The sequence below is a fragment of the Mucilaginibacter sp. McL0603 genome, from assembly GCF_049992945.1.
Taxonomy (GTDB): domain Bacteria; phylum Bacteroidota; class Bacteroidia; order Sphingobacteriales; family Sphingobacteriaceae; genus Mucilaginibacter.
In genome coordinates this window covers 3,577,320-3,604,146 of record NZ_CP188251.1, presented here as the reverse complement: position 1 = coordinate 3,604,146, position 26,827 = coordinate 3,577,320, and the positions used below count along the sequence as shown (strand labels likewise).

Annotated in this window: 23 protein-coding genes; 6 read left to right on the top strand and 17 right to left on the bottom strand. The window is 38.0% G+C overall.

Features of this window, described 5'->3' with window-relative positions; translation table 11 throughout:
• Positions 1–44 precede the first annotated feature (44 nt).
• Together ACPPVU_RS16545 and ACPPVU_RS16540 are read left to right on the top strand one after the other, a co-directional pair.
• A complete protein-coding gene (locus ACPPVU_RS16545; protein ID WP_426667633.1) occupies positions 45–1,169 on the top strand; it encodes a redoxin domain-containing protein in 1,125 nt (374 codons plus the stop codon).
• Positions 1,170–1,261: 92 nt separating this feature from the next.
• Entirely contained in the window at positions 1,262–1,951 is a 690-nt protein-coding gene (locus ACPPVU_RS16540) for a response regulator transcription factor (RefSeq protein ID WP_426667632.1), read from the top strand.
• A gap of 58 nt (positions 1,952–2,009) precedes the next feature.
• Here the strand turns inward: ACPPVU_RS16540 and ACPPVU_RS16535 are convergent, their stop codons facing one another.
• Entirely contained in the window at positions 2,010–2,489 is a 480-nt protein-coding gene (locus ACPPVU_RS16535; protein ID WP_426667631.1) for a hypothetical protein, read from the bottom strand.
• A 142-nt stretch (positions 2,490–2,631) separates the two neighbouring features.
• On the opposite strand from ACPPVU_RS16535, the gene ACPPVU_RS16530 reads away from it, so the two are divergent.
• On the top strand, positions 2,632–3,351 hold the full coding sequence (locus ACPPVU_RS16530; protein WP_426667630.1) for an RluA family pseudouridine synthase: 720 nt from the start codon (positions 2,632–2,634) through the stop codon (positions 3,349–3,351).
• On the opposite strand, the gene ACPPVU_RS16525 is transcribed toward ACPPVU_RS16530, so the two are convergent.
• The 4 genes from ACPPVU_RS16525 to ACPPVU_RS16510 form a co-directional block, all read right to left on the bottom strand.
• Complete coding sequence (locus ACPPVU_RS16525) at positions 3,352–4,071, bottom strand: class I SAM-dependent methyltransferase (RefSeq protein ID WP_426667629.1); 720 nt, start codon at positions 4,069–4,071, stop codon at positions 3,352–3,354.
• 47 nt (positions 4,072–4,118) lie between these two features.
• Positions 4,119–5,513 carry an arginine decarboxylase gene (locus ACPPVU_RS16520; protein ID WP_426667628.1) on the bottom strand — a complete coding sequence of 465 codons (1,395 nt, stop codon included), beginning with the start codon at positions 5,511–5,513 and terminating at the stop codon, positions 4,119–4,121.
• 83 nt (positions 5,514–5,596) lie between these two features.
• Complete coding sequence (ctlX, locus tag ACPPVU_RS16515; RefSeq protein WP_426667627.1) at positions 5,597–6,523, bottom strand: citrulline utilization hydrolase CtlX; 927 nt, start codon at positions 6,521–6,523, stop codon at positions 5,597–5,599.
• Positions 6,524–6,593: 70 nt separating this feature from the next.
• A complete protein-coding gene (locus ACPPVU_RS16510; RefSeq protein ID WP_426667626.1) occupies positions 6,594–8,042 on the bottom strand; it encodes an arginine deiminase family protein in 1,449 nt (482 codons plus the stop codon).
• A gap of 179 nt (positions 8,043–8,221) precedes the next feature.
• Here ACPPVU_RS16510 and argS point away from each other — a divergent pair, with 179 nt between their 5' ends.
• A complete protein-coding gene (gene argS, locus ACPPVU_RS16505; RefSeq protein WP_426667625.1) occupies positions 8,222–10,318 on the top strand; it encodes an arginine--tRNA ligase in 2,097 nt (698 codons plus the stop codon).
• A gap of 89 nt (positions 10,319–10,407) precedes the next feature.
• Here argS and ACPPVU_RS16500 read toward each other — a convergent pair whose 3' ends face one another.
• The 6 genes from ACPPVU_RS16500 to ACPPVU_RS16475 all read right to left on the bottom strand — a co-directional run bounded on the left by ACPPVU_RS16500 (position 10,408) and on the right by ACPPVU_RS16475 (position 14,903).
• Positions 10,408–10,722: a hypothetical protein gene (locus ACPPVU_RS16500; RefSeq protein WP_426667624.1), complete on the bottom strand. Its 315-nt coding sequence runs from the start codon at positions 10,720–10,722 to the stop codon at positions 10,408–10,410.
• A gap of 66 nt (positions 10,723–10,788) precedes the next feature.
• Positions 10,789–11,682, bottom strand: a complete 894-nt coding sequence (locus ACPPVU_RS16495; protein WP_426667623.1) for a 3-hydroxyacyl-CoA dehydrogenase family protein — start codon at positions 11,680–11,682, stop codon at positions 10,789–10,791.
• A 66-nt stretch (positions 11,683–11,748) separates the two neighbouring features.
• Positions 11,749–12,366 carry a dethiobiotin synthase gene (gene bioD, locus ACPPVU_RS16490; protein ID WP_426667622.1) on the bottom strand — a complete coding sequence of 206 codons (618 nt, stop codon included), beginning with the start codon at positions 12,364–12,366 and terminating at the stop codon, positions 11,749–11,751.
• A complete protein-coding gene (locus ACPPVU_RS16485) occupies positions 12,359–13,483 on the bottom strand; it encodes an aminotransferase class I/II-fold pyridoxal phosphate-dependent enzyme (RefSeq protein WP_426667621.1) in 1,125 nt (374 codons plus the stop codon). Before ACPPVU_RS16485 ends, bioD begins: the two co-directional genes overlap by 8 nt.
• An 81-nt stretch (positions 13,484–13,564) precedes the next feature.
• Positions 13,565–13,933 (bottom strand): hypothetical protein, encoded by a 369-nt coding sequence (locus ACPPVU_RS16480; RefSeq protein WP_426667620.1) that lies wholly within the window; start codon positions 13,931–13,933, stop codon positions 13,565–13,567.
• A 193-nt stretch (positions 13,934–14,126) separates the two neighbouring features.
• Positions 14,127–14,903 carry an XRE family transcriptional regulator gene (locus ACPPVU_RS16475; RefSeq protein ID WP_426667619.1) on the bottom strand — a complete coding sequence of 259 codons (777 nt, stop codon included), beginning with the start codon at positions 14,901–14,903 and terminating at the stop codon, positions 14,127–14,129.
• A gap of 83 nt (positions 14,904–14,986) precedes the next feature.
• Here ACPPVU_RS16475 and ACPPVU_RS16470 point away from each other — a divergent pair, with 83 nt between their 5' ends.
• Complete coding sequence (locus ACPPVU_RS16470) at positions 14,987–15,343, top strand: GIY-YIG nuclease family protein (RefSeq protein WP_426667618.1); 357 nt, start codon at positions 14,987–14,989, stop codon at positions 15,341–15,343.
• Here ACPPVU_RS16470 and msrB read toward each other — a convergent pair.
• From msrB to ACPPVU_RS16450, 4 genes are all read right to left on the bottom strand, one after another.
• Positions 15,333–15,794: a peptide-methionine (R)-S-oxide reductase MsrB gene (msrB, locus tag ACPPVU_RS16465; RefSeq protein ID WP_426667617.1), complete on the bottom strand. Its 462-nt coding sequence runs from the start codon at positions 15,792–15,794 to the stop codon at positions 15,333–15,335. The two genes, ACPPVU_RS16470 and msrB, sit on opposite strands and share 11 nt — an antisense overlap.
• A gap of 73 nt (positions 15,795–15,867) precedes the next feature.
• Positions 15,868–16,452, bottom strand: coding sequence for a fasciclin domain-containing protein (locus tag ACPPVU_RS16460; protein ID WP_426667616.1), 585 nt, complete (start codon positions 16,450–16,452; stop codon positions 15,868–15,870).
• Between the two features lie 91 nt (positions 16,453–16,543).
• Positions 16,544–19,726 (bottom strand): tolB protein precursor, encoded by a 3,183-nt coding sequence (locus tag ACPPVU_RS16455; RefSeq protein ID WP_426667615.1) that lies wholly within the window; start codon positions 19,724–19,726, stop codon positions 16,544–16,546.
• A gap of 124 nt (positions 19,727–19,850) precedes the next feature.
• Positions 19,851–22,172 (bottom strand): transglycosylase domain-containing protein, encoded by a 2,322-nt coding sequence (locus ACPPVU_RS16450; RefSeq protein WP_426667614.1) that lies wholly within the window; start codon positions 22,170–22,172, stop codon positions 19,851–19,853.
• Between the two features lie 144 nt (positions 22,173–22,316).
• On the opposite strand from ACPPVU_RS16450, the gene ACPPVU_RS16445 reads away from it, so the two are divergent.
• Positions 22,317–23,195 carry a polyphosphate kinase 2 family protein gene (locus ACPPVU_RS16445; RefSeq protein WP_426667613.1) on the top strand — a complete coding sequence of 293 codons (879 nt, stop codon included), beginning with the start codon at positions 22,317–22,319 and terminating at the stop codon, positions 23,193–23,195.
• Positions 23,196–23,268: 73 nt separating this feature from the next.
• Here the strand turns inward: ACPPVU_RS16445 and ACPPVU_RS16440 are convergent, their stop codons facing one another.
• Positions 23,269–23,655 carry a hypothetical protein gene (locus tag ACPPVU_RS16440; RefSeq protein WP_426667612.1) on the bottom strand — a complete coding sequence of 129 codons (387 nt, stop codon included), beginning with the start codon at positions 23,653–23,655 and terminating at the stop codon, positions 23,269–23,271.
• 67 nt (positions 23,656–23,722) lie between these two features.
• On the bottom strand, positions 23,723–26,767 hold the full coding sequence (locus ACPPVU_RS16435) for a GH92 family glycosyl hydrolase (RefSeq protein WP_426667611.1): 3,045 nt from the start codon (positions 26,765–26,767) through the stop codon (positions 23,723–23,725).
• Between the last annotated feature and the right edge of the window lie 60 nt (positions 26,768–26,827).

Genomic DNA, 26,827 nt, shown 5'->3' with positions numbered 1-26,827 from the left:
CAATTTTAACACATCTTAAATTTCATGCCTTCAATATCAAATTTATGAAACGTTATACCGTATTTAGCTTTATTGCTCTGTTATCAGCCTTGATATTTTCGTGCAAGGATAAATCTGTTTTTACCCTGTCAGGTACTATTACCAATCCTGGCAGTATTAAAAAAGTGTACCTGCTTGCTACTGATAGTACAGCTATTTCAGTAGTAGATTCAACCAATTTAGGGGAGGATGGAAAGTTTCAGTTTAAACATCCGTCACCATATGCTAATCTTTACAAATTGCGTGCGGGCAGTAATATTTTCGACCTGATCGCAAAAAATGGTGATGCCATCGATTTTTCAACAAACCTAACAGATAGTTCCCATTCGTATACTATTTCAGGTTCGGATGATTCTGAAAAAATAAAAGAATTTAACAAGATTAATAATGTTTACGGAGATAAGTTAAACAAGATCGTTGATGAATATCGTACCAAGGCAACACAGATAGGACATGAATCAGATTCATTAATATCTATTTACCGTCCGCAAATTGAAAAGCAACTTTCCGCTCAAAGTGTTGATATTCTGTCATTTGCCAATGGCAATAAGAATTCTCTTGCAGGATTTTATGCGATTACCGCATTAGACCAGAATAAGTATGAGCAACAACTGGTAGCTTATGCAGATGCAATAAAAGATAATTTTAAAGATAATCCCGCCGTACAACGTTTTGTAAGGTCAATGGACGAAATAAAGCCTGTTTCAGTAGGCCATAAAGCACCTGATTTTGCAACGACAGGTATTGATGGCAAGCCCGTTAAGTTATCTGATTATAAGGGAAAATATGTATTGGTTGATTTCTGGGCATCATGGTGCGCTCCATGCAGACAAGAAAATCCTAATGTTGTAAAGCAGTATAGTATTTACAAATCTAAGGGATTAAATATACTTGGTATATCGCTTGATGTGGACAAACCCAAATGGGAGCAGGCTGTTAACCAGGATAAGTTAGCCTGGAACCATGCATCTGATCTAAAGAACTTTGAAGGACCGACAGAAAGGCTTTACCATGTTAATGCGATACCTTCAAACTTCATGATTGATCCGGATGGAAATATCATTGCAAAGAACATTACCGGAAGCGATCTTGAAGAATTTTTAAACAAAACGTTTAATAAGCCTCAATAATAAGTTAAAATAAGGTAACACTTAACAATTTGTTAACATTGAATTAACTATTTGCTTTTTTTAAGCTTATATATTTATACAAAATTTATATCATGAGCACTTCTACTAAGCAGAAAATTCTTATTGTTGACGATGAACCGGATATTTTAGAGCTGATCGAATATAACCTGAAGAAAGAAGGTTACCAGGTATATACCGCCCGTAATGGCCAGGAGGCCGTTTCTGAGGCAAAAAAAGCTTTGCCTGACCTGATCGTTCTGGACATTATGATGCCCAAAATGGATGGGATAGAGGCTTGCCGTATTATGCGTACCATGCCCGAGTTTAAGAATACTTTTATGGTATTTTTAACAGCCCGCAGCGAAGAGTACTCAGAAATTGCCGGATTCAACGTTGGCGCTGATGATTATATTGCCAAACCTATAAAGCCAAGAGCCTTAGTAAGCCGTATCAACGCCATATTACGCAGGAATGCACCTGCTGAAGAGGTGACGGACAATAAATTAGAGATAGGTACACTGGTGATAGACCGTGAGGCTTACCTGGTTTACCAGAAAAATGAAAAAGTAGTGCTGGCTAAAAAAGAGTTTGAATTACTATATCTTCTTGCCTCAAAACCTGGCAAAGTTTACACCCGCGAGGTAATATTGAAAAATATATGGGAAGATTCGGTAGTGGTAACTAATCGTACGATTGATGTACATATTCGTAAGCTCAGAGAGAAATTAGGTGACGATATAGTTTCAACCGTAAAAGGAGTAGGCTATAAGTTTGAAGCCTAAAACATAACAAAAAAGGGTTCCGGAATTCCGGAACCTTTTTTGTTTTTAGTCACTGTTGTTATTTGGCAACCGTAGCTCTTTTCTTAGCAGGCGCTGGCTTATTTGTTTTTGCAGCAACTGATTTTTTGGCTGAGGTACTTTCAGCTTTAGCCTTAGTAGTTATTGCTTTGGCTTTATCAGCGGCCTTAGCTTTAACCTCTGCAATGGCTTTTTTAGCTTTTGCGTTTTCATCAGCAACTTTAGTTTTGATCTCCTTTGTTTTGTCAGATGCTTTAGCCTTTACCTCTGCCGCAGCTGTTTTGGCTTTTGTGCTCGCAGTATTTGCTTTGGCAGAAACGCTTTTTTTAGCGGCGGTTGTTTTCTTAGCCACCGTTTTCTTTTCGGTTGTTACTTTTTCTTTTAAAGTATCTATAGTATCTGCTGTTTTATCTTTTAATTCTTCGGCTTTGTCTTTGGTACCGTCCCAAAGCCCTTCTATCGTTTCTTTTACCTTCTCGAAAAATCCCTTTTCTTCAGGCCCGATTGAATTTGTGCTCATTTTATTTGTAGTTAGATGTTTATTATGTTTTTCAATGTATTTAACCAATACTATTAACATTTGTTTTTTGCGGATGATATCCTACTATTTTATACAAAATGGTGATGGTCAATTGAGTGAATAAACCGTATTTTTGCAGGCTATGAAGTTTCCGAAATTTGCCGACCTGATATTATTTGAGGATGAAGATGTGATAGTTGTGAACAAACCACCCTTTCTAAGTTCTCTGGATGAACGGGAAGGCGGTGAGATCAATCTGTTGCGTTTAGCCAAAGGATATTCTGATGATGCACAAATATGTCACCGTTTGGATAAAGAGACCTCAGGCGCGCTAATAATCGCTAAAAATCCTGAAGCGTACAGGACGGTTTCTATGCAGTTTGAAAAACGCCAGGTAAAAAAGATATATCATGCTATTATTGAAGGTACGCACGTTTTTGAAAAACTACTTGTCGACCTCCCTATATTAAATGTAGGCAAGGGTAATGTAAGTATCAGTCGCCAGGATGGTAAGCGTGCCGAAACCTGGTTCCAGTCGTTAAAATATTTTAAGCATTATACATTGGTTGAATGCCGCCCGGTAACAGGCCGTATGCACCAGATCAGGATACATTTAGCTACACAACGTGCATCTATTGCAGGAGATGAAATGTATAAAGGAAAGCCTGTTTTCCTGTCAGAGATCAAACGAAAGTATCATTTAGGCAAGGACCAGGAAGAACAACCTATTATGAAGCGCTTTGCCCTGCATGCTTACGAAGTATCTTTCAAACTGCCGGATGGAAAGGATATTACTATTCATGCACCTTATCCCAAAGACTTTGAGACGTTACTGAAGTTGCTGGAAAAGTTTGATAGTTAACTAATCCTTCTCATACAACAAAAAATGCTGTATAGGTAAAAACTCTCCGTCCTGCACTAAATGAAACCCATTTGCTGATAATTCCTTATCAACTTGTTTTGTGCTCATTTTATGCAGGGGCTTTATATCAACCTTTGGATCTTCTGCGCGATACTCAAGCAATAACAATTTCCCTTTTGGTTTTAGTGATTTACGTATACTTTGCAACATTTCGTGCGGGTAGCTTAATTCGTGGTACACATCAACCATTAGGGCCAAATCTATGCTGTTCTCGGGGAGCTCAGGCGATTGTTCTTTACCTTTTACCACAATCACATTTGAGGCATTCAATTGCCCTGCTTTATTTTTAAGATAGGTCACCGCATCATTTTGTATTTCCTCGGCATATACTTTTCCCTGGGGTACATTATGATAAATTTTAAAAGTATAATAGCCTGTCCCAGCGCCGATATCTGCCACAATACTATTTTTGTTTATAGGTAATTTAGCGACGGCAAGGTTCGCATTTTCTTCTACCTCACGACTATTCCGTTCCAGCCATGCGGAGCCGCTGAAATCCATTACATGGGCTATTTCCCTACCAAAGTAGAACTTACCGGTACCACCATCTGATGCGGCTTTGTGCGTATAAACATCATCCTGATTTTGGAGACAGGTATTTGACCACGAAGCGCAAATTAAAATAATACCTAATAAAAAAGCTGATCTGACATTAAACATAATTGCTTAACACCGATCAGCTTAATAAGTTTATCAGCTATATTTTTTTAGCTGGTATAACCTAATATTTTCAATACCTGTTTACTGTTCTGTTCTTCACCGAACACTTCAAAGTTGAATGTCTCATCCCGGTTGCGGCGGATGATCACATGTTTTGGTGAAGGTAACAAGCAATGGTGTATGCCTCCATATCCGCTTAATACTTCCTGGTATGCTCCGGTATTAAAAAAGCCTAAGTATTGCACCTTGCGGGTCTTTGGCATAAACACGCTGTTCATATGAGCTTCCTGGTTGTAATAATCCTGTCCGTCGCAAGTAATACCACCCAGGTTTACACGTTCATATTCAGAGTCCCAGTTATTAACGGGTAAAAGGATGTATTTCTGATTAAGCGCCCAAACATCAGGCAGGTTAGTAATAAATGAACCATCAAGCATCAACCATCTTTCGCGGTCGTTTTGCTGCTTACGGCCTAATACCTTATATAATATACCCGAAGCTTCAGCCACAGTATATTTACCGAACTCAGTAATAATATCCGGCTCAACCGTATCGTGCTCAGCGCAGATTTCCTTTATCCGGCTCACGATCTCATTGATCATATACTCATAATCAAAGTCAAATACAAGGGAGTCTTTAAACGGCATACCGCCACCGATATCCAGTGTATCCAGATCGGGGTTTATCTTTTTGAACTTGCAATACAGGGTCACATATTTCTCTAACTCGTTCCAATAATATGGTGTATCAGAAATACCCGAATTAATAAAGAAGTGTAATAGCTTAACCTTGAAATTGGGATTATCTTCGATCTTATTATGATAAAAATCGATAATGTCTTCCAGGCGTATACCTAAACGAGAGGTGTAAAATTGAGAGTCTGGCTGCTCTTCTGCCGCTATCCTGATCCCCAGGTTGCAGGGAGTATCCATTTCGATCTCGTCATCATAGATATTGAACTCTTCTTTGTTATCCAGTATGGGGATGATGTTTTTAAAACCATCGTGTAGCATATCTACAATATAAGTTTTATACTGGAAGGTTTTAAATCCGTTGCATATCACGGTAACGTCCTTGGTAAGGGCCCCCTTTTTTTCCAATGCATCTATCATCGGCATATCAAATGCTGATGATGTTTCCAGGTGGATCTCATTTTTAAGCGCTTCTTCAACAATATGCTTAAAGTGTGAGCTCTTAGTGCAATAACAATATTTATAGCTTCCGCGGTAATTGTTTTTAACGATAGCCTGCTGAAACAACAGCTTTGCCTGCTGAATTTTCTTTGAGATCATAGGCAAATAAGTAAAACGCAATGGTGTGCCATACGTTTCTATCATTTCCATCAAATTCAGGTCGTGGAAATATAATTCATCATCGATGATCTCAAATCCATCCTGCGGAAAACCTACACTTAGATCAAGAAATTCCTGGTAACTCTGCATTCTTTAAAATTTTGGCAAAAATGTAATTTTTTAATGGATTTTTCCCTTACTTATCAATACTAATTTCATCTCTCTAATGTAATTTAATTGATAGGTGGTAAATGTACTTCGGCTATCATACAGCGGGCGCTGCCACCACCATTATTTTCGATGGTATTGATATCCGCATAAAGTAATTTACTGTATTTTTCGAGGGCTGTTTTTTGATCTTGATCCAAAGATTGATATGCGTTTTTCGACATTACTAATAAGCTTTCTCCGCTCTTATTTTTCAATTCGAGCATATTGCCGGCAAATTGGTTCATTTGGACAAAAGATATATTGATTATTTCTTTATGTGTTAATTTCAAAATGGTGAGTATGGCGTTCCTTTCATTGTCATCGGTAATACTGTCTAAACAAATAACAGCGAATTTGCTGCCAATGCACATCAACACATTTGTATGATATATGGCTTGATGATGTTGATCAAACGAATGGAAACTTACTTCTTTGTATCCGGTTTGTTCACAAAATAATGCTAACACTTCTTTATCCGTGCGCGGAGAAATACAAGCATAGGCTATTTTATTCTCTCGATCGAGCACCATACTGCCTGTACCTTCCAAAAACTTATGGTCATGCTCAAAACGGCTCAGGTCAATTACGTGTTTGACCTGAAACTCATCTTCCAATTGCATAATAATATCTTCCCTTCGTTCCAATCGGCGATTTTCGGCCATCATAGGGTACAGAAATACATTGCCATCCTGGTGAAATGACACCCAATTATTAGGAAATATAGAATCAGGTGTATGTGGCTCATGAGTATCGTCAACAACAATTACTTCAACGCCGTTATTCCGCAATAAGCTAACAAGATTATCAAATTCATTTAGTGCTTTATTCTGAACCTGCTGCTGTTCAGCATTCCGGTTCTGAAAAGCGTTGCTACCGGCAGTCTGCTCATTAAAGCCAAAATTTACCGGACGTATCATTAATATAGTAGAAGTGGTCTGTTGGTTAGTCATTAGTCAGTGGTCATTAGTCATTAGTCACCGGTCATTTGTCATTAGCCTTTATATAATAACAAATGACCAGTTATAATATTTTGTCTCTAAAAAGTGGCATACTCATACAATGAAAACCACCACGCGCACGTGAAAGTTCTGATGATGGCATTAATATTAATGTGTCTTTCATTTCCTGCGGATCAAGTTCATCGTTCTCGAATTTTTGAAGTAGATCGGCAACTTTGATAATATCAAAGCCCTTTTTCCTGAAAGCTTCAACTGTTTTATCATTACGATCATAGCCTAAAACCACGCCCTCTTTTACAGCAAGAAGATTACAGGAATCTGTCCACTGCTCACGGGCATCAAATGGAAATTTATCGTTACCAGAGTAAATGAATTTAGTCTTTTTGCCGCTCTGCAGGTCATTCTCGCTTATATCGCTTAATAGCTCCTCCAGGGTTTTAAATAACTTAGGCTTTGATTTTCCTTTCTCAAACTGGATGATGTCGGTTTTGTTTTTCGACTTTTTGTCTGTAAACCATTTCATCACATTGGTTTCTTCAACTGTATCCTCCAAAGCAGAAAGCGATCCCAGCATTACCCAAACATTGCGTTTTACCTGTGTAAAAATGGTATCAATATGCATGTAATCACGCTTATGCGGTATTTTAACAATGGTTACCTTTTTAACCACATCATTTTCAAACAACAGTTTCATGGCTTCATTTGCTCCGCTTAACGAAGTACGTTCACTACAGCCTATCACTAAGTGTTGTGGACTTACCATCATCACATCACCACCTTCCAGCGTCGTTTTTTCGTCTTGCTCTTCGCCAGGACGCAGAAAATAATGGACTGTTTCGGGTATCTCCAGTATATTATTTTTATAAGCAGCAAATAGCGGATGGTTGAAGAAAATATATCTTGCCAATAAGGTTTCGCGTGAGCGTGCTTTTTTTGCCGGCTTGTTAAGCAGCATATAATTATTGATGGCGATACCTATATCCCGAGAGAATATCAGGTTAGGAATAGGGGCAAAGATCATTTCATCATTGCCTAACGAACCTGAGATAAATATTTTGGCCAGTTCAATAGGATTAGTATCGATCAGTTTCTGCTGTAAACGATAAGTGCAGTTTTCAATAGCGCAAACTGATGCTACCAGCTTTTTGCGGATATCATCTTCTATCAAAATATCGGCAAGCAGGCTTTGTATCTCTACAACCTTTGTAGATGCGTGGAAGTTTTTATTGTCAGGTTTAAAGAAGGAACGGTTATTTTCTTCTGAATCTATCTGCTGTAATTTGCCTTTTATTTTGTCCGGATCCAGGAAGTACATTAACAGTTTAACATAATAATCGTATTCATTCCTGCGCATGGTATCCAGGTGTACAATATCTTCAAATAACCAATCCTGTGCCTTTGAGGGTACTACTTTACCTAATCCACTGTCGGGGCTGTGTATCAATAAACAACGCAGATCGCCTATTTCGGAAGTTACATCGATCTTAAAATCATTATTTTTTTTAGTCATAAAGAGCTGTAATCGGGCACAAATATACCGGGAAATATCTTAATTAGAGTTTAATTAGAGTCAAGAGTATAGAATCATGAACCAAGTGATAGTGACAGTTGGTTTTTCTAATTATACCTCAAATTTTCTTTCCTGATTCTTGATTCTTAAATCTTGACTCTAATAACTAATTTTGGCAAATGGATTTTATAATTGAAGCCGCTGTTAAAGCCGTTAAAGCCCTATATCAAACAGATCTGAATGCTGCCGATGTTAACCTGCAGCCAACACGTAAAGAATTTGAAGGACAAATCACGATAGTTACTTTCCCGTTTACTAAAATTTCGCGTAAATCGCCTGAGCAAACGGGGAATGAAATAGGGGAGTTTTTGAAAAGTGAAGTAAAAGAAATAGCTGGTTTTAATGTGATCAAAGGTTTTTTGAATATCTCGTTGTCTGATGCTTATTGGTTAGATAAATTCTATACGGAAATATTGCCTGATGATTTTGCTGCATTTAAGCCGAATGGTAAAAAGGTAATGGTGGAATATTCATCTCCTAATACTAACAAGCCGTTGCATTTAGGGCATGTGCGTAATAATTTGTTAGGTTATTCTGTAGCTGAAATTTTAAAAGCGGATGGTTATGAGGTTGTAAAAGCAAATTTGGTTAATGACAGGGGTATCCATATCTGCAAATCAATGCTGGCCTGGCAAAAGTTTGGTAATGGCGAAACGCCGGAATCAACAGGAGAGAAGGGTGATCATTTAGTTGGGAAATACTATGTGATAGCTGATAAAGAAATAAAAAAACAATTAGCTCCAATACTATACAGTATTTATAATGAAAATGATTTTGGTTTGTTTAATGGTTCCCAAAAGCTTCAACTCGAAGTGCATTTAAAGAATATTGTCAGTTTTAAAAATAAGCAATACAGACTTCTCGACACTGATACAGCATCTAAAATAGAAGCTTTTGGATTGAGAGCCACAATTCTTATGGAATCGGTAGTAGATGATAATATTGGATGGAAAGAAATTTTGAAATGTTTCGATGATGATGAATATAATAGTGTAAAAATCGAAGAAAAAGAAAAGCGAAAAACAGAATTACAAAAATTATTAAAGCCTTTCATCGAAATCGATGATAAGATTAAAGAGGAAAATGAAGAAATAAAAGGTATAGCTCAGTCTAAAACCGCCTTTATGATTGAGGCTCAAACAATGCTTCAACAATGGGAAGCCGGGAATGAAGAAGTGATCAGCTTATGGAAAACTATGAACCTTTGGGTTTATGATGGTTTTGGTAAGACTTACAATGCTTTGGGCGTAGACTTTGATCAATTCTATTACGAATCAAACACTTATTTATTAGGCAAGGATATTGTTGATGAAGGATTAGAAAAAGGTGTATTTTTTAGAAAAGATGATGGTTCAGTATGGATCGATCTTACTGCTGATGGCTTGGATGAGAAACTAGTTTTACGTGCTGATGGTACCTCTGTTTATATGACCCAGGATGTGGGCACTGCTCAATTAAAATATAATGACTTCCATATGGATGAATCCATTTATGTGGTAGGTAATGAGCAGGATTATCATTTTAAAGTGTTGTTCCTGATCCTGCAAAAGCTGGGTAAATCATGGGCCAAGGGATTATTTCACTTGTCGTATGGAATGGTTGATCTGCCATCAGGCAAAATGAAATCGCGCGAGGGGACAGTAGTCGATGCGGATGATTTAGTATCTGAGATGGAACAAACCGCAAAGGAGCAAACAGAAGCGTTAGGAAAAGTAACCGAATATAGTGAAGAAGAAAAACTGGAACTCTATCACACCATAGGTATGGGAGCATTAAAATATTTCCTGCTAAAAGTTGATCCGAAAAAACGTTTATTGTTTGATCCGAACGAATCTGTGGATTTCCAGGGGCATACAGGGCCATTTATACAATATACCCATGCACGTATCCGGTCAGTATTAAGCAGGGCTGAATTCAATGGAAATAAAAGCACGGGAATCATATCATTAGCTGTTGAGGAACGTGATCTGATATTAGCATTAAGCCAATTTCCGGAAACTATAACACAGGCAGCAACTGCCTATAGTCCTGCAGTCGTGGCTAATTATATTTACGAACTGGCTAAAGCTTTTAACAAGTTTTATCACGAAAAGTCAATCTTACAAGCAGAAGATGAAGCAACTAAACAATTCCGCTTACAGCTTTCGGCTGCATCCGCAAAGGTGATTAAAAAAGGAATGAAATTGCTTGGTATTGAAGTGCCGGAGAGAATGTGAGCCCCCTACCACCTAAAGGGGGAATGATTAAGCATAATAAAAGCCCTCTGACTTGGGAAATTTAGAGAGCTCTTTTATTAACTCCCCCTTTAGGGGGTAGGGGGCTTATCTTGACCAATATCCTTTATGCCATGCGTAACCGCGGCTTCCATTATGGTACCAGTTTCCGGATACATAAGTGCGGCCAGTTCGTTGTCTTGCCCAGTGGCCGTGTTGATGTACATATCTTCTACCACTCCATACCAGTCGTCACCAATCCATACAGCGCCTTCATAAGGCGGGGCGCCTCTTTCATATGCAACATCGGCAGGTTGATCGGATACATAATACTCACCAGTACATGATGACATAAATAGGGATGCTCCTAAAGCAGCGAGTATCCCCAGCTTTGATAGTGTTTTCATTCTTAAATGGTTTCTATAGGTTATTAGCCTATTGACAAACAAATAAAGAAATGGTTTAAAATATCTTTATGATTTGAACTTAGAAGATACTATAAGTTCTTTATTTACAGAAGTATATTGATAAAATCCATTGCCTGATTTTATGCCTAAATGCCCTGCTGTAACCATGTTAACCAATAAAGGGCACGGTGCATATTTTTGATTCCCGAAGCCATCGTGGAGAACCTTTAAGATAGCCAGGCATACGTCTAACCCTATAAAATCTGCCAGTTGCAATGGTCCCATAGGATGTGCCATACCCAGCTTCATTACAGTATCAATTTCGGCAACACCGGCAACACCTTCGTACAAGGTATAAATAGCCTCATTGATCATTGGCATCAAAATACGATTAGCAACAAACCCCGGATAATCATTCACCTCAACGGGGTCTTTTCCCAGGTGCGTGGAGAGTTGCATTATTGTATTGGTTATCTCATCACTGGTTGCATAACCGCGTATTACTTCAACCAACCTCATAACAGGTACCGGGTTCATAAAATGCATACCGATCACATTGGCCGGATTCTTCGTGACTGAAGCAATCTTAGTAATGGATATAGAGGAGGTATTGGATGCTAATATCACACCATCTTTGCAAATGTTACTTAATTGCTTAAACAAGTCTAGTTTTATATCCTGGTTTTCGGTTGCTGCCTCTATTACCAGGTCTGCATTTGATGCACCTTCTTTTAAATCTGTATGAGTACTGATATTATTGAGTGTTGCTGCTTTAACACTTTCATCAATAACCTCTTTTTTTATTTGTCTGTCGAGATTACCACTTATTGTTTGTAAAGCTCTGGTTAATGATTCGTCGTTTATATCCACCAATGACACCTTAAAACCATACTGTGCGAAAGTATGCGCTATACCATTACCCATTGTTCCGGAACCTATAACCGTAATATTTTTTATCATGATGGTTTATAATTGAAATACTAAGTTGACGCAAATTCTTTGTTTGAGCAAATAATGGAGAATGAATTACATCTCTATATAATTGCCGGCATTAATAATAGCCTTTTTATCAACCTCTTTGTATTGAGGAATGTGGCCTAATAAGGCAATTTCAGTATACTGCAGAATGAACTCTTTAGAATAAATATCCTTTGTACCATTAAAAATTATCCCCTTTATTGGTATCTCATATTGTTTTAATGCTTCTATAGATAGCAATGTATGATTGATGCTTCCCAAATAATTTTGTGAAACGAGCACTACTTTTACATTTAATTTTTTTATCAGATCGATCATCAAAAATTTATCAGTTAAAGGCACCATCAGACCTCCCGCACCCTCAATGATGAGCGTATTGTTGGTTTGTGGTAAAATGATCTTCTCCGGATCAATACTAAGCTTATCTATTGCTGCCGATTTATGAGGTGAATAAGGCTGACTGAGTTTGTATGTCTCCGGATGAATTTTAGAATCTTTATTCGAGATCAGATTTTTTATAGCAAAAGAATCACTCTTATCCAGATCCCCGGATTGAACGGGTTTCCAATAATCTGCTTTGAGTTTTTCGACCAACACTGCCGACACCACAGTTTTACCAATACCAGTTCCAATCCCGCTTACAAATAATATCTCCTTTTCAGGCATAGGTTAATTTATGTATAGTTTTCGCCAGCAAATTTATCTCATTAAATGTATTAAACGAATGTAAACATATCCTTAATCTTTCTGTTCCTTGCGAAACCGTTGGACTAAGGATAGGGCGTACATCAAAACCGGCATTTTGTATTCCATTGGCCATTTTCCTGGCTTTTTCGTTGCTGCCAATTATAAGACATTGAATAGCCGAATCGCTTGGCAGTAAATTACTATTGAGTTCAGTTATAGTACTTTTGAAAAGCTGTATATTTTCCTGAAGCGTTTTGATACTGTTATCCGATAAAGGGAGCAGTTTATAAGCCATTTTTATAGCTGCAATTTGATGAAATGAAGCCGCTGTTGTATATATAAATGATCTCGAAAAATTGATCAGGTATTCCCGTAGTTGTTTACTTCCCAAAACTATTGCCCCGTGACATCCCAAAGCTTTTCCGAAAGTAATTATTCGGGCAAAAACCTTGTTTTCCAAGCCTAATTCATTAATAACTCCCTTGCCATAAAGGCCAACTGCATGGGCCTCATCTACAATCAATTGTGCGTTGTATTTTTCAGTTAAGGATAATATATCTTCAATGGGCGGCGTGTCGCCGTCCATCGAATAAACACTTTCGATCACTACATAACAATTTCCTTTGGCATGTTTAAGCTTTTCTTCAAGGCTTTGCAGATCATTATGTTTGAAAGTGTATCGGTTAGCATAACTCAACCTTGCTCCATCAATAATTGAAGCGTGTATCAGTTCATCTATAATTATAGTATCACCACGTTGTGGTAAGGAGGAAAACAAGCCCAGATTTGCATCGTATCCAGAATTATAGATCAGCCCGGCTTCGCTTTGATGGAAGGCAGCTATCTCTTGCTCCACATTTTCAGTATAAGATAGGTTTCCTGATAATAACCTTGAACCTGTAGATCCATTTAAAACATTTGTATTGTTATCTGCTTCTTCTCTGATCCAATCTTTTAAAACCTGCGAGTGTGCAAGACCCAGGTAATCATTTGAACAGAAATCGACCAGGTTATTTTCCGGTTTTAATGTTCTATAGGCACCGTTCAGTTGCCTTTCCTCAAGCTTTTCACGGATAAATTTCTCTGATGGATTCAACGGCTGAAAATTTGCTGCTAAAATAAAGAAAGCCCCCCAATTTAGCGGGAGGCTTTCTTTGAAAAATTATGGGGCTCTTAGTTAGTTATTACCACCACCGCCGCCGTTTCTCATTCTTTCCATTCGCTCCTGCACTATCTTATCATAAGCGATAGCCTGGTCTGGAGTTAAAACAGCTTTAATTTTATTATTTGTATCTTGCATTATTGGCATCATACCTTGCATCATTGCCTGTCTGTCGCCATTCGCGGCGGTTCTGACGCTATCTCTTTTTGTGGCTTGTGCCTGAAAAATTGCTGTGATCTTGGTTGTTTGGTCGTCATTCAGCTTAAGCTGTGTTTGTAATTGCTTAGCCTGTTCTTCTGGAGTTCTCCTCTGGCCGCCACCTTGTGCACGGCTTACTGCTGTGATCCCGATAAGGAAGCAGCACACTAACAAAAATTTCTTCATTTTTCCTGGTTTTTTAAATTTAAGGTTTGATAAAGTTATAAGGTTATGGTTTAATATCTCTCTTGTAACTTAATTGTTGCTTAAGATTTTAAGAAACAGAAATCAGTAAAATATTGGTGTTATAAGATTGTTTTAAAATAAAAAAACCGGCGTTTTGGCCGGTTAATTATCGTGACAGATTATATTGTTGTCTTTAATTATTATTCTGCTGTAGTTTTGAAATAGAGCGCTGCATTTGTGCCATCATAGTAGTTAAGCTTTCCATGGTTGGCTCGGGTGTTGGCAGGGGGAGGTTAGTAGATATATATGCTTTTGCCTTCCATATTTCAAGGATGTCCTCACCACTTATATCATATGGTTCGTAAACAGGATTATCAGATACTAATTTTAATTTCTTCTGTTCTTTAAATTTACCGGTTACACGTTTATATACTATACCTTCAGTTTTTGATATAATAACATAGGTGTCACCTGATTTGATATCACCCCAGTTTTCGAGGTATTCACCAATAATAATAGTACCTGATACTAAAGGTAACATCGAATCACCTTTTATCTCAAATGCCCGAAAGGTGCCTTGTTTAAACATCGGCAAATAAAATTTAGGTAGAGCTGCCACATATTCCGGATCAGCATAACCATTCAGGTAACCAGCACTTGCTTTTAATGGAACAAGCTCAATATTTTCATTATCATCCTTATCAACAGAAATACTAAGTATGCGCAAATTGGCAGGATCGCCTTTGGGTTTTGGCGCCCACTTTTCGTTTATGGTCTCATTAATAAAGTCATCTACTGTGATTTCAAAAAACAATGCTATATTTTTTAGCAAATCATACTTCGGTTCAGCTCTTTCTTCCTCGTAAGCACCAACAAGCGACCTTTTTATACCTACCTGATCTGCAAACTGTTGCTGAGTTAAACCTTTCTTTTTCCTAAGAAATTTAATATTTGATGAAATTATTGACATAAAATTTGCATTTGCTAAAATTATTAGTATTTTTATGCTCATAAAATTAGTAAATATTTTTTAACCAGCAAATTTTTATTGAAATGAAACGCTTTATTTATATTATAACTGACCGCAACAGGAACAATTTACATGTAGGACTATGCTCTGATCTTTTAAAAACCCTGCAGTTTTACGGCCAGATGCCTACCTTATTTTTTGATAGCGCGCAACAACTTAACCGCCTTGTTTATTTTGAAGAGATCAATACAGAAGAGCAGGCAATGGAGCGTTTTAAATTTGTAAGTACTTTTACCAGGCCACAAAAAGAAAAAATGATCAGATCTGTTAACCCTAACTGGGTAGACCTGACCATTGGATTAAATTTTGAAAACACCACAAGGACAAGACCAATGATCCGCCCGTCTATTAGTGCTGCACGTAAGCTGGTTACTTTTTAATGAATTTGAGCGCGCCTGAGTTCATGCAATAGCGTTTGCCGCCACGATCAGCAGGGCCATCGTCAAAAACATGTCCAAGGTGTAGTCCGGTACTTTTTTCGACCACTTCATCACGGGTCATACCGAAGCTATTGTCTTGCACTATTGCGATTTTGCTTGGATCAACTGCTTTTACAAAACTTGGCCAGCCGGTATGGCTGTCATATTTATCATCAGAGCTAAATAAAACTTCGCCGGTAGCCGCACTAACGTACACGCCTTTTTCATGATTATCCCAATAGGCGTTTTTATAAGGAGTCTCAGTGCCTCTTTCAACCATTATCTCATATTGGTTAGGAGTAAGGGTCTTTTTCCATTCAGCAGCAGTCTTCTTTTTTGACTGTGCCATAGTACGCTGTACACTGAATATCCCTGTGGCAAGAAGCACGATTATCAAGAATGTCTTTTTCATTTAAATAATTGTTTAACTAGAAGAATTACGTAAACAATTCTGGTATGGTTTGCCTTCTATTGGCATTAAATTGTCATTTTGCACGGGGTATTAATACTGTCTTTATTACGAAAAGAATCCCATTGCTTTGTTGTATATCTAACAAACTGATCACACTTTGACCGTCTGACTCGTCTGTTAAAACGATATTTCGGTTTTCATTTATTCGTGCCGTTAAAATGCCACCTGATAAAGTTGTAAATGTAGCCTGTCCGTTCCCGGCTTTTATCTGTCTTTCAATATCTTTTGAAGTTATTTTCCTGGCAATAGCGTGATATAAAAGTAAATTTGTCAGCTCAGTTTTATGTGCAGGGAGTAATAATGTATCCAATTTGCCAGTCGGCAATTTCTCAAATGCTTTATTATCAGGTGCAAAAAAAGTAACCTGATTGCTACTGTTCAATGTATCTGTTAGACCAGCAATCTGAATTGCATTAGCCAATATTGAGAAGTTTGAAGCAGACGAAATATTCCCAATAATATTATTTGACGAACTCATAAATGCTCCTTCAACATTCTTTATTTTGCCAGCCTTGCTTACTAATGAATCAGACTTTTGAGCAAATACAGAAGCTGTGCTTAATGAAAATAAAATAAGAAATATAGCTTGTTTTAACATAATGTGGATGTTGTTATCAACTGCAAAATAACTGGTATGTTTCAGAATAAATTAAAAAAGTGAACTAGCCGCTTCATGATTCTTTAAATTATTACCATCCCGGTGTAAAGCCTATACCAAATACGGGCTTACCAATATCTGTACGGTTAAATGGCCAGGCGAGGTATGGCTCAAGTACAAAATATCCAAAAAGGTTCACCCTTAAAGAAGCTCCGGCACTTAGTGCAGGTACTCGTTGGTTGCTATTAAAAACTGGATGTAAAACAGGCTTTCCGTTTTGATCTAATAAAGGATTTTTATTTGCGTCAAGAGTTGCAGCATAACCTGTCAAATCCGGGCTGGACTGAAATTTTATCTGGTCGCCTTTGTTCCATGCTAAGCCTGCATCGAAAAAAAGATTCAATTCACTGAAAAAGAATTTTGATTTAATCTGTGAAAGTTTCTCAGGACCGGTAAATGGTAATCGCACTTCAAAGTTGGCCACTGCAATTCTTTGACCCGATAATTGGTCAATTGTAAATCCATTGGTTGGGGTTTTACCATTATTACTATAAAAGGTCTGAGACTCATAACCCCTTATATAAAAAGGGTAACCCACATACAGAGGATAAAGACCACCTAGGTCGCCCCCGAAACGACCATAACCATACAACCTTGCAGCAAATGTTACAGGGGCAACACGCAGGTATTCTCTTAAATCAATTGTGGGAGCAAGAAAGTGATACGTGCCAAAATCATATTCAGCTTGTAAACGGTAACGAAAGCCGGTTAAAGGTGAAGCAACGCCAAAGAATGAATTATCACCCACCAAAGATGTACTTACTTGGTACAAAGTGAATGGCGTTAATAGCTGCCCAGTCTCATTAGAGTAATCAGAATTAGAAATATGTTGGTGAATATAGTTACTCACCACATTACCTGATGTGTCATAAAAAGTACTGTACCTATCAACCCGGTAGTAATAATGTGAAATTCCGGTGCCAAATTCTACCCTAGTAGTTTTCGAAATTGGGTAGGAAGTAAATATGTTAGCCTGATCTTCAAAAATATGAATAAGATCATATCTTTCCTGGTAAGCGGGTTGTGTCTGATATGTAGTGGATACAATACTGTAATTAGCAAACTCATAAGGCAAATGGGATAGACCGAAACCAAAGTTCCATCGTCCTTGCTGGTTGATATATATGAACTGGCCACCAAAATCATATAGCTGGCCGTTTATATTGGCACCTGCATAGATCAGATTGTGACCCAGGATATCACTAAACACACCCTGTACACCACTCGAAAAGCCCGCACCAAACTGGCTTACCGAAGCACCTACACCACTACTTGCCAGGTAATCCAGTTTAAACATTGGTTTGTAAGGGACAGATTTAATTGAATCTGCAGGTATTTTTTTATAAGCCAAATAGTTATTCAGGTTAGAATTGATCAAATCCACACCCACAGACCGAAAAGGAGGGAGCATAGCTGCATCAAAATTTAAAGCCTGGCTGTCAACTATCCTCGGTGTAAAATCAGAGGCTTTTGCATTATATAAGTAATACTTTTGGGCATTATAATAAGAATATACAATATCATTATTGTTTGATATGCTTATCGCCGGTGAATATTCTGTAATGCCACAAACACCGGTAAACAGATCAGTCATTTGTTCTACCTTACCATCGCTTAGCGTGTAGCGGTACATATTGCGGAATCCATCCCTGTTTGAAAGAAAATAGACCTGCTTGCCATCAGATGAGTATTCGGGATTTAAATTATTGGCCCCATTGAATATTTTTATATCGGTTATCTTACCCGTAGCAAGGTCTAACTCAGCCAGATTAAAGGTAATATCTTGTGATAACGACTGATCATAAGTAGTACGGTCGCTTGTAAATATAATCTTTTTACCATCTCGTGAAAAGCTTGGCTGATAATCAGAATACTTGTCATTTGTAAGCTGGGTTATCTTTTTTGTATCAAAGTTGTACATGTACAAATCGCCCTGGCCATCAGACATCCCCTGACATACAATATTTTTCCCATCAGGCGACCAGCTTAAATTGCTAAACTGTTCAGCTTTCTCCATTGAAATATCGGCCGTAACATTTCCGCTGGGAATGTCAACAATCAGCATACGATTGCGCCCGTGACTGAAAACACTAAAGGCAAATCTTTTACTGTCGGGCGACCACGCGCCGGCGGATTCTATAAAATTAAACTCATCAATATGTGAATTGGAAATCTTACTTGTTAACTTTTTAAGCACAGTTCCCGTTCGGGCATCAGCTAAATAGAGATCGACAGTGAATAAGCCCTTTTCGGATAAAAACGATAAATATTTACCATCCGGACTTATGGCTGGAGCCACATTCAATTCGCCCGAATTTTTGTTATCTATTAGTCGCTTGCCTACCGGTTTCTGCACAGTATCTTTTAGCAGTGGCTTGTAGGATGCTTCGATCGAGTTTTTCCATAATTTGGATAAAGTCTTATCATCATATCCAAAGGTTCGTCTTATGCCGTATTCCAAACCAAAGCGGGCCACATTTTTAAAGAACGGAACAATAACTGTATCACCATAAGTAGATCCAATATATGACCAGAAAGCCTCGCCGTAGCGATAGGGGAAATATTTATTTGTTTCGGTTAGATCACGTATGGTAGGAATATTTTTGTTCAAATAAGCATCCCTCATCCACATAGCTGTGTAGGCATCTTTTTTACCGATAGAAAGGTATTCCGCCATACCTTCTATCATCCATAATGGCAAGTTGTTTATATTCTCATAAATTGCTGAGTCCTTGTTCAATAATGCATGGTATTGAAAAGCATGGACCAACTCGTGACCGATAACATGCCTCGTAGTCTGATTGGTTTCCATGATTGGCATTACTACCCGGTTTTTTAACCCTTCGGTAACACCACCTGTACCTACACCAATGTCACCATCAATAGCAGTAGTCTGTTGGAAATCCGGATGATCCGCATACAAGATGATCGGATTGGGCCTTCTGAATGTATCCCTGAACACCTGTTGATGTATCGTATACCAAAGCTCGCTTTCCTGTGCAAAACGTTTGATAGTACTATCATTTTTAATGTAGTAATATATCTCGAAGTGAGGAGTGCGGTATACCTTAAATTTAAGGTTTTTGTAACGTACTTTATTTTGACCAAAGTATTGTGCTTTAGCACTCAAACTAAACAATAATGTACCTGCAATGCATAACAGGATGACAAAATGTTTATTAAACCGGATAAAGGCTAAGTATAGTTTATTCATAAATGAATATTTACAATGAATATACGCTTTAACGTTAAACAATTACAGCTTGTAATATAACAGTTGCAACTCAAAGAAAATTGTCCCTACCTTAAATTTAACATTTGGTACACACTCATCAATTCTATCTGTTTTGAACAGGCGGTTTGCTTTCAGGATTTTCTTCTTCAGCAGGTTTAACAGCTGAGGTGTCAATCGGGTTAGCTAAGCTATCTGTTTCCAAACTATCAACTGATAAATGTGGTGAAGGGCAATTATACTCTTTAGTGATTTTTGTCCACGGTTTAGGGAACAAGCCGTATTTATAGCCGGATTTCGGATCTGCATAAACCTTCTCCATAAATCGCGCAAATATAGGCAACGCCGTATGTGAGCCTTCGCCAGTTTCAGAGCTGGTAAAGTGAACACTGCGGTCATCGGCACCCACCCAAACTCCGGTTACAAGATCCTTTGTGATACCCATATACCAGCCATCTACATATTTAGACGAAGTTCCTGTTTTACCACCTATCTGGTTATCCTTTTTCCATAAGCCCGGATATTCCCACAATGCCTGTGAGGTTCCACCCGGTTCTTCCATACCCCCCCTGAACATGTATAGCATCAGCCATGCAGTTTCGTCGCTTAATACTTTCTCGGTTTTTGGTTTGAATTCAGCTAATGTATTGCCATCCTGATCTGTGATCTTACTTACTAAAATAGGATCGACGCGGTTACCCTTGTTTAGGAATGTGCTGTATGCCCTAACCATTTCAAATACCGAAACATCATTGGTTCCTAATGATACAGAAGGCACAGATTTCAAAGGGCTTTCAATACCACATTTGTGTGCATATTCCACTATTTTATTCCAGCCCACTTTTTCGGTTACCTGGGCGGTAATTGAGTTAACGGATTTACCCATTGCCCATCGTAAGGACATTTCCTGGTAAGTAAAATGAAAATCAGCATTTTGTGGCGACCATACGTCTGGTTTACCATTGTCCATAAATTTGATGGATACCGGCTGATCAGTGAACTTATCGCAAGGGGTGAAACCATTATCCAAGGCAGTTACATAAGCAAATGGTTTAAATGTTGATCCCGCCTGACGCCTGGATTGATTGACATGGTCATAATTAAAATAACGATGATCAATACCACCCACCCAAACTTTAATTTTACCGGAAGATGGCTCGATAGTCATCATGCCTGTGTTCAATATTTTGGCGTAATATTTTATGGAATCAACACTCGAAAAGGTGGTATCCCTGTCGCCATTCCATGAGAAAATTCTCATTTTCTTTTTCTTTTCAAAATACTGTTTTATCTGCGTAGTATCACCATGATACTTTTGATCCAATAATTTATAGATCGGCAGACGTTGTTCATTTTTTAACAAAAAGTCCGTTATGATCTTCCCATCCAGGTCACGCCACGCAATTTTATTTCCCCAAAGATTGTAAAAGCGTTTCTGCAACATTTTCATCTTTTCTTCGACAGCTTCTTCTGCATATTGCTGCAATCGGGGATCGATAGTAGTATAAATCTTCAAGCCGTCTTCATAAAGATTGTACCCGTTATCTTTGCACCATTTATCCAGCCATTTTTCTACAGCACGACGTATATAGGAATCACCTTGTGACTCATCCTCAATATAACTTAAATCCAGGTTAAGTTTCTGGGTTGTATCAGCGGCAAATTCAGTTTTGGTGATATACCCGTATTTCTGCATCTGTCCAAGCACGATGTTTCTCCTATCTATGCTCTTGTCAGGATTTCTTATAGGGTTATAAGTTGATGTGGCCTTAAGCATACCAATCAACATAGCAGATTGCGCAGCATTTAATTTATCTGGTGTTTTGTTAAAATATTTTAAAGAAGCCGCTTTTATACCAAAAGTGTTGTTTCCGAATGGTACGGTGTTGAAATAAAGAGTTAAGATTTCCTGTTTTTTATAAACGCGCTCTATCTGAAAAGCAGTAAACCATTCTTTTACTTTTGAAACAATAGTATTTATAACTGGTACATGCCTGATCAATCCCTGTGATTTCTTTTTACGGGTTTCAAACAAATTTTTGGCCAATTGTTGTGTAATGGTGCTACCGCCGCGTTTATCGCCTTTTGCAGTGGAAAGCATACTGGTGAAAAATGAATAAAAATCAACCCCGTGATGCTTGTAGAAACGAACGTCCTCGGTTGCAACAAGAGCATTTACAAGGTTAGGAGAAATGCTATTAAACTCAACAGGGGTGCGGTTTTCTTTTGAATAGCGGCCAATCAACTTACCATCAGCATAATAAACCTCTGATGAAACTGACATTTCGGGGTTTTTAATATCTTGTATACTAGGGGAGTAGCCAAACAACCAAAGAAAATTAATTTCTATGGCGCAGAAAAAGATGATAATAAAATAAATGAATATGACGAAATATCGAAGAAACTTGTTTTTTATACGTCGGAACATTGGGTAAAGATGTAAAATTATGCCGCTATATCATAGCCGGATTGACAAATATAAACAACGCAATAATAACAGGTAAATTTTAAACTAACTTAGTAAGTAAGACATATAATTGATGTATGTGTTTATTCACTATATTTTCTAACTATGAAACACATTGCAGACAAATTTAAAATCACGAATGGTAAAGATTTCACACTACAAGAATTTGAAACCGCTTACACAGCCGGATGTAATAAAGAAGATGCCGCTGAAATATTAGATGAACTGATAAAAAAAACGGTTGCCATGCAAGATGAATTGTATGCGGCAAAACAGTACTCTTTGCTTATCATTTTCCAGGCAATGGATGCAGCAGGAAAGGATAGTGCGATAGCACATACTATGTCGGGACTGAATCCGCAGGGCTGTCAGGTTTTTAGCTTTAAACAACCCAATGCTGAAGAATATGAACATGATTTCTTATGGAGACATTACAAAGCATTGCCTGAAAATGGGCGGATTGGTATTCACAATCGTTCGCACTATGAAAATGTATTGATCACAAAAGTTCATCCTGAACTAATACTTAAGGAAAACCTGCCTGGAGTGAATAGTTTGAAAAGTTTAGGTAAAGAATTTTGGGATTATAGATATCACAGCATACGCGAATTTGAAAAGCATCTGCATCGTAACGGCACCGTAATTATCAAGTTCTTCTTGCATCTTTCCAAAGAAGAACAAAAGCAACGTTTTTTAAAACGAATAGATGATCCTAAAAAGAACTGGAAATTTTCTGCGACTGATGTTGAAGAGCGTCAATATTGGGATGATTATATGAAAGCCTATGAAAAAGCGATAAAAGAAACTGCTACAGAAGAGAACCCATGGTATGTAATACCTGCAGATAAAAAATGGTTTACACGAATTGCCATCTCCCAGATCATACTACATACGATAGACGAATTAAAATTAAAATACCCGGTTTTGCCAAAGGCAGAAAAAGACAAACTTCAGGAAATGAAAATGATGCTTGAAAAAGAATAGAGACGCCTGACATTCTCAAGCGTCTCTGAAGCATTATTTATAAATATGCCATAAATGGCATACTATGATAGGATCAAATAGTTGAGAAAACAGACTGTGCCTTTTCGCCGATTAATGGGATAGGTTTTTTCTCGCCATTAATAGCACCAATAAAGCCTATAATCCATAATATAAAAAACGCCACTCTTAATATCCAGTTTATGAATACTATTGAAAACCATCCTGTGGCTAACCCTGATGAAAAAAATATTGCTGTGAAAAGCATACCTAATAACCAGTAAACAACTATTGAAATGATATGAAACAGCAAGGTTTGTCTTAGCTGGTAGCTGCCCAACGAAGTTTTGTTGTTCTGATGCATAGCAAAAAATGCAATAAGCCATCCAATAATGGTAAGATAGCTGATGATCCCGGCTGTTTTGCCGTCATCACCTGTCGAAAGGTTGTTGTTTGGTTCCATCTGATAATTAATTATTTAGGTTTATTTACTAAAGTAAAAATAAACTAATTATAATGGACTTTCCAAATTATTCAATCGTAATCTCATCGGCAAAAATGTACGAGGGCTGTCCTTTACTTTCGTGCCATTCGGGCAATGGGCCATATTGCTTTGCTACTATCTTAACATATCTTGCCTGGGTATTTAAGTTAGCTTTATATTCCTGAGTTTGGATGTTGAGGTCCTTGATATCCACTTTTGTATTTACTGTGGCTACCAGTTTATAGTTTTTATTATCGTTGGATACCCAATATTCCACATATTTAGGAAATACGATCCATGATTTACTATCCTGCAAAGTGCCGATAGATACATTTTTTACAGGTTTTACCTGGCCGATATCAATTACAGCTTCGAGATCATTATCCCGATATCCCTGCCAGTGACCTAAACGCCAGTTGATTGTTCCGCGCAAGCCGTCAATTAAACTTGCATCACCCTGGGCAGAATAATTTGGCAGATATTTGGTAAGGAGCGTTAGTTTTATATCGTCCCTTATCTTATTAAAAGTACCCTCATTTACGAAGCTTGATTTTCCATCTTTTATGGCTATCGCTTTTACAGTTGTATTACCTGATATATTGATCGGCTTGCTGTATAAGGTTGAAGAAGAATTGGGTGTAGCCCCATCTAATGTATAATAGATCTTCGCGTCTTTTTCCGCACATTTAATTTCGAGATCAAAAGGCTTTTTAAAAGTAGGGGACGTGGCTAAAAAGTAAGGATTGGGAATGATAAGTTCATCAGTAATTGCTGATCTGGATTTTTCCAGGTCCTGCACAAATAGTTTATTTGCTAAACGGCCAGTATATACATCAAACTCACCACCGTTGGCAATGTCCTTATCGTCAATATAAAGTTTGTTGTAAGGTTTTTTATTCAGCGTCATTCCCTGCAGGTAGATATTATCAAAACTAACACCTGAACCGGAGTTGGTAATAATGAATTTTTTACCATTTTCTAAGTTGATAACTGCTTTATTAAACTGGGGCAGACCAACCTGGTATTGTGTTTGACCGGGTTGTACCGTGTAAATACCTAACGAACTCATGATGTACCATGCTGACATCTGTCCGCAATCTTCATTACCTGAAAGACCATCGGGCTGATTACTGTATTCATCTTTTAAAATACGGTTTACCCACATTTGTGTTTTATCCGGAGAATCCGTGAAATTGTATAAGTAAGCTATGTGGTGGCTTGGCTCATTTCCATGCGCATATTGCCCAATCAAGCCTGTAACATCCGGCTGTTCGCGTCCGCTTAGTTTGGATGTTGTGGTGAATAGTTCGTCCAGTTTGGCTTCAAATTTATCTTTTCCACCCATCCGGTTGATCAGACCATCTACATCCTGGTTAACCAGAAAGGAGTATTGCCAGCCATTACCTTCGGTATAATTGTTATTGATATCAGTTGGATCAAAAGGTGCATACCAGCCTCCATTCACACGTGCCTGCATAAAGCCATTCTGATCGTTTTGCAGGTTCTTCCAATATTGAGCACGTTTTATAAATTCAGCATAATCCTGCGGCTTATTCAGCATTTTGGCCATCTGGGCAATACACCAATCGTCATAAGCATATTCCAATGTTTTTGAAACCGATTCAGGTTCATCATCAGCAAGCACTGCACCATTTTTGCGATAGCTGTCAAGACCAAATTGGTTACGGTTTACTGCAGCCTTCATCGCTGTAAAAGCTTCTTCAGCATCAAAATCTCTGATCCCTTTGGCATAAGCATCCACAATAACCGGGATGGAATGATTGCCAACCATACAGTATGTCTCTGTGGAAGCCAGTGGCCATATTGGTAATAAACCACCCTGTTCATACATCGCCAAAAAGGATTTAATAAAGTCGAGTGTACGTTTACGCTCAATGATAGTAAATAAAGGATCTTCTGCACGATAAGTATCCCATAAAGAAAATACGGTATAGTAATTAAAGCCTTCAGCCTTATGTATTTTCTGATCTAAACCGCGGTATTGCCCGTCCACATCGTTGTAGATATTTGGAGCCAGCATCGTATGGTATAATGCAGTATAAAAAACGGTTTGTTTTATTTTAGTCCAATCAGTTACCACAGGCGGTTTTTTCTGTTGAGGACGATTATAGCCATTAGGATTATAACCACCAGAGTGTTCCTGGGCACTTTGAGCTTCTTTTGAAATGGCCGGTGCGCCACCTTCAACCTGTATTTTATTTAATTCTGTGTTCCAATCAGCCTTTGCGTCTTTTTCTACTTTTTTGTAATCAAAATCGGGTACTTCGGCATCCAGGTTCTTTAAAGCGCCATCAGCGCTTACTGATGAGATACCAACTTTCGAAATCACTTCACCAGGATTATCAAACTGGATATACATCTTGACATTTTTGCCTTGTATTTTATTTTGCCCTTGTTGCACGGTGTCATTTCGTGCTATTCCGTAACTTTTAAAGGGCTTTGAAAACTTTGCATAAAAATAGACCTGCTGATTAGTTGCCCAGGAAGTTGAACGCCTGAAACCACGTATCTCGTGGTCATTTACAACTTCTATCCAAGAATCCAGTACTTCATCGCGGTGCTGCAGATCAATAATGATATTTGCTTGTGGCGTGCTGGGATAATCATAACGGTGTACGCCGACACGCTTTGTCGCAGTAAGCTCAACATCAATATTATATTTATCTAGTCTGGTTTTATAATAGCCGGGAGAGGCCGATTCATTTTTCTTTTTAAACCCTGAACGGTAATCCGTGTTTTTAAACCGCGGGTCACCAGTTGTTGGCATAAATAATACGTCGCAATAATCTGGTATACCTACTCCGCTAAGGTGAGTGTGCGAAAAGCCATAAATTACCGTATCAGTAAAATAGTATCCTGAGCAACCATCCCATCCCTCCAGACGGGTATCCGGACTTAATTGCACCATTCCAAATGGCACCACAGCACCAGGATAAGTGTGCCCATGGCCACCGGTACCTATAAATGGGTTAACCAGTTTGGCGTAATCATTTTTCTTTTGAGCGGATGAAACTAATGCGAAACTTAAAATAAATAGAAGAGAAAGGACTTGACGAAATGATAGCCTCATTAGGGGTTAAATTATTAATTGACAGAATTATTGAATATTGATTTGCTTTATCGCGAAACA

Coding starts and splice junctions, on each gene's coding strand:
- ACPPVU_RS16545 (WP_426667633.1), top strand. CDS start 45: ATGAAACGTTATACCGTATTTAGCTTTATTGCTCTGTTATCAGCCTTG.
- ACPPVU_RS16540 (WP_426667632.1), top strand. CDS start 1,262: ATGAGCACTTCTACTAAGCAGAAAATTCTTATTGTTGACGATGAACCG.
- ACPPVU_RS16535 (WP_426667631.1), bottom strand. CDS start 2,489: ATGAGCACAAATTCAATCGGGCCTGAAGAAAAGGGATTTTTCGAGAAG.
- ACPPVU_RS16530 (WP_426667630.1), top strand. CDS start 2,632: ATGAAGTTTCCGAAATTTGCCGACCTGATATTATTTGAGGATGAAGAT.
- ACPPVU_RS16525 (WP_426667629.1), bottom strand. CDS start 4,071: ATGTTTAATGTCAGATCAGCTTTTTTATTAGGTATTATTTTAATTTGC.
- ACPPVU_RS16520 (WP_426667628.1), bottom strand. CDS start 5,513: ATGCAGAGTTACCAGGAATTTCTTGATCTAAGTGTAGGTTTTCCGCAG.
- ctlX (WP_426667627.1), bottom strand. CDS start 6,523: ATGACTAACCAACAGACCACTTCTACTATATTAATGATACGTCCGGTA.
- ACPPVU_RS16510 (WP_426667626.1), bottom strand. CDS start 8,042: ATGACTAAAAAAAATAATGATTTTAAGATCGATGTAACTTCCGAAATA.
- argS (WP_426667625.1), top strand. CDS start 8,222: ATGGATTTTATAATTGAAGCCGCTGTTAAAGCCGTTAAAGCCCTATAT.
- ACPPVU_RS16500 (WP_426667624.1), bottom strand. CDS start 10,722: ATGAAAACACTATCAAAGCTGGGGATACTCGCTGCTTTAGGAGCATCC.
- ACPPVU_RS16495 (WP_426667623.1), bottom strand. CDS start 11,682: ATGATAAAAAATATTACGGTTATAGGTTCCGGAACAATGGGTAATGGT.
- bioD (WP_426667622.1), bottom strand. CDS start 12,366: ATGCCTGAAAAGGAGATATTATTTGTAAGCGGGATTGGAACTGGTATT.
- ACPPVU_RS16480 (WP_426667620.1), bottom strand. CDS start 13,933: ATGAAGAAATTTTTGTTAGTGTGCTGCTTCCTTATCGGGATCACAGCA.
- ACPPVU_RS16475 (WP_426667619.1), bottom strand. CDS start 14,903: ATGTCAATAATTTCATCAAATATTAAATTTCTTAGGAAAAAGAAAGGT.
- ACPPVU_RS16470 (WP_426667618.1), top strand. CDS start 14,987: ATGAAACGCTTTATTTATATTATAACTGACCGCAACAGGAACAATTTA.
- msrB (WP_426667617.1), bottom strand. CDS start 15,794: ATGAAAAAGACATTCTTGATAATCGTGCTTCTTGCCACAGGGATATTC.
- ACPPVU_RS16460 (WP_426667616.1), bottom strand. CDS start 16,452: ATGTTAAAACAAGCTATATTTCTTATTTTATTTTCATTAAGCACAGCT.
- ACPPVU_RS16455 (WP_426667615.1), bottom strand. CDS start 19,726: ATGAATAAACTATACTTAGCCTTTATCCGGTTTAATAAACATTTTGTC.
- ACPPVU_RS16450 (WP_426667614.1), bottom strand. CDS start 22,172: ATGTTCCGACGTATAAAAAACAAGTTTCTTCGATATTTCGTCATATTC.
- ACPPVU_RS16445 (WP_426667613.1), top strand. CDS start 22,317: ATGAAACACATTGCAGACAAATTTAAAATCACGAATGGTAAAGATTTC.
- ACPPVU_RS16440 (WP_426667612.1), bottom strand. CDS start 23,655: ATGGAACCAAACAACAACCTTTCGACAGGTGATGACGGCAAAACAGCC.
- ACPPVU_RS16435 (WP_426667611.1), bottom strand. CDS start 26,767: ATGAGGCTATCATTTCGTCAAGTCCTTTCTCTTCTATTTATTTTAAGT.